The sequence below is a fragment of the Streptomyces sp. NPDC048411 genome, assembly GCF_040704695.1.
Lineage (GTDB): Bacteria > Actinomycetota > Actinomycetes > Streptomycetales > Streptomycetaceae > Streptomyces.
Map to the genome: position 1 here is coordinate 1 of NZ_JBEZKL010000095.1, position 4,466 is coordinate 4,466.

Annotated in this window: 5 protein-coding genes; 1 reads left to right on the forward strand and 4 read right to left on the reverse strand. The window is 66.6% G+C overall.

Going from position 1 to position 4,466, the window contains the following annotated elements; all coding sequences use genetic code 11:
- Positions 1 to 114: 114 nt before the first annotated feature.
- Entirely contained in the window at positions 115 to 330 is a 216-nt protein-coding gene (locus AB0915_RS27285; protein WP_366693586.1) for a hypothetical protein, read from the reverse strand.
- 99 nt (positions 331 to 429) lie between these two features.
- Positions 430 to 858, reverse strand: coding sequence for an organic hydroperoxide resistance protein (locus AB0915_RS27290; protein WP_366693587.1), 429 nt, complete (start codon positions 856 to 858; stop codon positions 430 to 432).
- A gap of 306 nt (positions 859 to 1,164) precedes the next feature.
- Here AB0915_RS27290 and AB0915_RS27295 point away from each other — a divergent pair, with 306 nt between their 5' ends.
- A complete protein-coding gene (locus AB0915_RS27295; RefSeq protein ID WP_366693611.1) occupies positions 1,165 to 1,344 on the forward strand; it encodes a LuxR C-terminal-related transcriptional regulator in 180 nt (59 codons plus the stop codon).
- A 461-nt stretch (positions 1,345 to 1,805) separates the two neighbouring features.
- Here AB0915_RS27295 and AB0915_RS27300 read toward each other — a convergent pair whose 3' ends face one another.
- On the reverse strand, positions 1,806 to 3,029 hold the full coding sequence (locus tag AB0915_RS27300) for a ParB/RepB/Spo0J family partition protein (RefSeq protein ID WP_366693588.1): 1,224 nt from the start codon (positions 3,027 to 3,029) through the stop codon (positions 1,806 to 1,808).
- On the reverse strand, positions 3,026 to 4,285 hold the full coding sequence (locus tag AB0915_RS27305; RefSeq protein WP_366693589.1) for a ParA family protein: 1,260 nt from the start codon (positions 4,283 to 4,285) through the stop codon (positions 3,026 to 3,028). The genes AB0915_RS27300 and AB0915_RS27305 overlap by 4 nt, the downstream gene beginning before the upstream one ends.
- Positions 4,286 to 4,466 lie beyond the last annotated feature (181 nt).

Sequence of the window (4,466 nt, forward strand, 5' to 3'; positions counted from 1 at the left end):
CGCGCGCCCCTCGGCCGCGTACGGTCTCGCGCGACGAGAAGCCCAGGTCCGCCAGAGTCGCCCCGGGGAACATGTGCAGGAAGACTCGTTCGTACAGGCCCGTCGGCCCGCCCGTCAGAGGAAGTTCGCGGCCGTCGGGCCGTAACCCGAGAACACCACGCTCTCCGCCCAGTTCCACACCTGTGTGTCGGCAGGCAGGTCACGCTCCTCGGAGCTTTCCGCGCCCCGGGGCGGCTGCTCGCCGGAGGCGGGGGAAACGGCGGGGACACGGCCGGGGGCGGAGCGACTATGCCCGGCGGTCCATACATGTGTGCGCGTCATGGAGGTCATGTCCTGCCCTCGCTCCTCGGTCGGGGGGTGGCTGAGGGGGTAGCGGGTCCCATGCGAGGGGCATGGAGGGGAGCACGGGACCCGCGGTCAGGGGGCGGCTCAGGCGGCGGTGCCGGCGTTGATGGTGACGGGGATGTTGTCGCGCGTGGCCTTGGAGTACGGGCAGATCTGGTGGGCGGCGTGCGCGAGTTCCTCGGCGGTGGCCTGGTCGAGGCCGCCGAGGACGGGGCTGAGGACCGCCGAGAGGGAGAACTCGCCGTCGTCGCCGTGAGTGAGGGTGATCTCGGCCGTGATGGTGGTGCTGGTCAGCCGGACCTTGCGCAGGGTGGCGGCACGGCGGAGGGCGCCGAGGAAGCAGGCGGCCCAGCCGGCGGCGAGCAGCTGCTCGGGGTTGGTCGCGGTGCCGGCGCCACCGAGCTCCTTCGGGAGAGCGAGACCGGTCTCCAGCAGACCGTCGGAGGAGCGGACGCGACCACCGTTGCGGCCCTCTCCCTCGACGTCGACAACGGCGGTGTAGCTGACTGCCATGACTGGTGCTCCCCATCTGGGTCGAAAGGACTTCGTGGCCTCCTGACCAGGACACCCTTCGCGTCACCGGTTGAGGCGGTGACGCAATCATGGCAGCCATGCGTATCACCTGTCAAGATGGTGATGCGCGGGGTGTGCCTTTCCATGGATGTGTCGCCGCAGGTGTGTTTCCGTGGGAGTCTCACCGCAGGTTGCACGGGCCCTCTGTCGCCGTTGCGACATGTCCCAGCCGTGTTTGCCGCCGTCCCCCTGCACCTCTAGGAGACGGGCAGCCTGGCCACCGACGACACCGAGACGCATCCGTCGCTGTCACAGGCCGACAGCAAGCTGCTGCCCCTGCTGGTCGCGGGCGTCGCCGACAACGCGATCGCCTCACACATGGGCCTGAGCCGAAGAACTGTCCGGCACCGCATCCAGAACCAGATGGAGCGTGCCGGCGCCGGAACACGCATGCAGCTGGCCTGGCAGGCCGCCCGGCGCGGCTGACTGTGGGACGGCTGCGAGGCAACTCCTTACTATTACGGCCCGCTACGGCAGCAAAAAGCCAAGCTGCTTGGCGGCGGCCGCCAGTCCGGAGGTGCTCCACCGGTGGAGCAAGCCGTCTTCGACGGGGCGCGTCGCACCGCACGTCCGCACTACCGGAGCAGGGACGGTGGGATTCAACCTGACCCTGAAGGAGTGAGGAGGGACACATACTCGCGCCTCTGGGGAACTCCTTGAGCGCGAAGAACGCTCCGTCGGCGCCGGACCCACTTTCGGGAGAATCGTTCTGAGCGAAGAATCGAACTGTTCGATTCAAGGGAAGTTATCGATGGATAAGACCGATATCGGCGCTCAGGCAGGCGAAAACGCCTGCGGCCGGCACGAGATGGTGCTCGCGTCGGCCGCAGGCGCGGTATGAACAATCAACGATGAGCAATGAATGACGAGCGATCACTGATGAGTGATCACTGATCAGTGGGCGTCCGCGCCCCGACTCGCTCGCTCTGATGCTTGTTCAGGATGTTCAACATCCTGTCGAACTCGGTGTCACTCATTTTCCGGATGAGGTGCATCGCGAGGAGGGCACCGTCGTCGTACGGAAGCCGTCGAGCAGTCCTCGCTTCAGCCTTGTCCTGGTCGGCGTCGCCGGGCAAGCTGCCGGCGGCCCGGGGGTCGGGCACGGTCTCCGCCTGCTCGGCCGGTCCGTCCTGCGGCTCGCGCCGGTGAGTGCGGGTCGGCGGAACGATCGCCTGCGGCTGACGAATGGGCACGACGTGGTCTTCCGTCTCCTCCCCCTCCCCCGCGTCAACAGCCCGGAAGGAGGCGGCGGCGAAGGAGGCGGCGGAGGCGGAGCCCGTCGGCACGGTCTCTTCGGGGGGCACGGTCTCTTCGTAGGGCGCAATCGGTTTGACCGACGCGGCCGTTGGGACCGGTGCAGCCGGTGCGGCGACCGGTGCAGGCGTCGACATCCGCCGTTCGGCTTCTTTGCTCGCCCGCTCGGCCTTGAGCTCCTGGAGGACGGCCTCCTGACGGTCCTGCGGTTCCTTGGCAACCGAACGCAGAAGTTCGACAGGCTCTTCCCCGACGACAGCTTGGAGCTCGGGACTCAGGTTGAGCAGAGCGAGACGCTGGGACACCCAACCCTGCGACTTCCGCAGCCGCTTGGCGAGCTTGACCTGCGATCCGTGAATGGCGAGCAGGCGTTGCAGTGCACGAGCCTCGTCCAACGGGTCGAGGTCGTGGCGATGAATGTTGGCGACAAGAGCGGACTCAAGGATGGCGTCGCCGTCACTCCCCTGCGCGTCGTCGACCATGACGTTGAGATGGGTGAGGCCCGCCTCGCGGGCGGCCGCCAGTCGGCTGCTGCCGTCCACGACCACATGGGTGGTGTCGGGTTCCAGATCGCTTGCACGTGCCGGATTGGCCTTGATGTAGGCGTCGCGGTTCATGACCGTGACGGCCTGCTTCTGGCCGTGTTCCTTGAGGCTGCCCACGAGCTCGGTCAGATCTCCCACTGCGGTACGCGGGTTCTCGGGGTTGGGGCTGATGAGCTTGACCGGGAGTCGGGTCGGCGGGGCCACGCCTTCGGTCGGCACACCGGTGGCGGCACCGATCGCGGCTCGGCGAGCGCTGACGGGCCGGGCGCTGCCTCCGAAACGTCCGGCTCCCAGCTGGTCGGCCTTGCTCATGAGATCTCCCGGGCCAATGCGCGCATGGCGACGGCCTGCTGTGAGGCGGGCGCGTAACTCAGCAGAGGCTTCTTCATACGGACAGCTTCCTTCTGCTCCTTGAGGTCGTTGATGAGGCCGACGACCCTCGGATCCTTTATGTCGATCCATCCCTGCAGAGACGACGTAGCGATGTATCCACGTCGGCCGTCGTAGAGGTTGACGACGATGCCCAGGTAGTCGATGTCGAGGGCGAGGTCGTTACGGAGATCTTCCATCTGGTTCGTCAACAGGTCGTAGGCATCGGCGGAGCTGTCCTCGGCCTGGACAACGATGAGGGTTCCGGACTGGCCCGGTCCCTCGCTCTCGCGCCGACGCCCGTAGTAGGCGGCCGCGTCCATGCTGAGGCCCAGGCTGGGCGGGCAGTCCACGATGATGACGTCGTAATCGGCTTCGAGCGGCATCAAGGCCCGCTCCAGGGCCGCCTCACGAGCGCGCACCGCGGACAGGCGCACATCCAGAAGGAAGGCATCATGGCAGGCGGGCAGCAGGTGCAGCCGCCCTCCGAAGTTCTCCTCGTCGACAGAGACGATGAGGTCTCGCAACTCCCCCTTGGGGTCGCCTGCCATGTGATTGGTGAGGCTGTCGCCGTTCATCGCGAGTGGTGCCGCACCCAGTTGGTTGGTGAGGTGGCACTGGGGGTCGAAGTCGACGAGCAGTACCCGCAGTCCGTGTCCGGGCAACTTCTCGATGTCGAGTGGATCGTTGTCGGCTGCGTCGGCCTGGCCGTCACCGGCCCGGAGAGCGGCGGTCAGAGCTTTGGCCACACGCACGGGGAACAAGCAGGTGGGGTCCTCCGACAGGGCCTCCCCCACTCCCGCGGTGATGGCGGTCTTGCCCACGCCACCCTTCTGGTTGCAGACGACGATGCGGCGGGTGATGTCCGAACGCTGGATCTCGGGCGCCGGATTCGTGTCGAGCCACAATTGGACGGACCGGGCGAGACCTTGGATGAGGGAAACGCGCCGGTCTTCCGCCATCGTTCGGAACTCCTCCCACTGCCCCGGCGGCAAGAAGGTGGAGAAAGACTCAGCCCCAGCGGTGTCGACCGTGGCTGTGGCGGAGGCGAGATCGCACCAAGCGGTGATGCCCTGCTCGACAGCGGTCTGGATCTCGATGCCGAGTTGAGCGGTTCTGACCTTGAGGTTCTGCCGGAGCCATCCCGGCAGTTTGGAGACGACCTTGACCCGGTCGCTGGAGGTGGCTGGCATACTCATGGCGCTACCTTACTAACGTCCTAGATCATCTGCCGCCTCGACACGTTAGTTAATTCTTCCTGGTCTTGTGACGAGGCCCTCCTCTACCTATTACGGCGTAATAGGTCGGCTGGGTTCAGTCGGCCAGGTTGGTCCCACTCTGCATGAAGCCATCCCCCCGTCGGCGCCGGTTGGTTTCCCG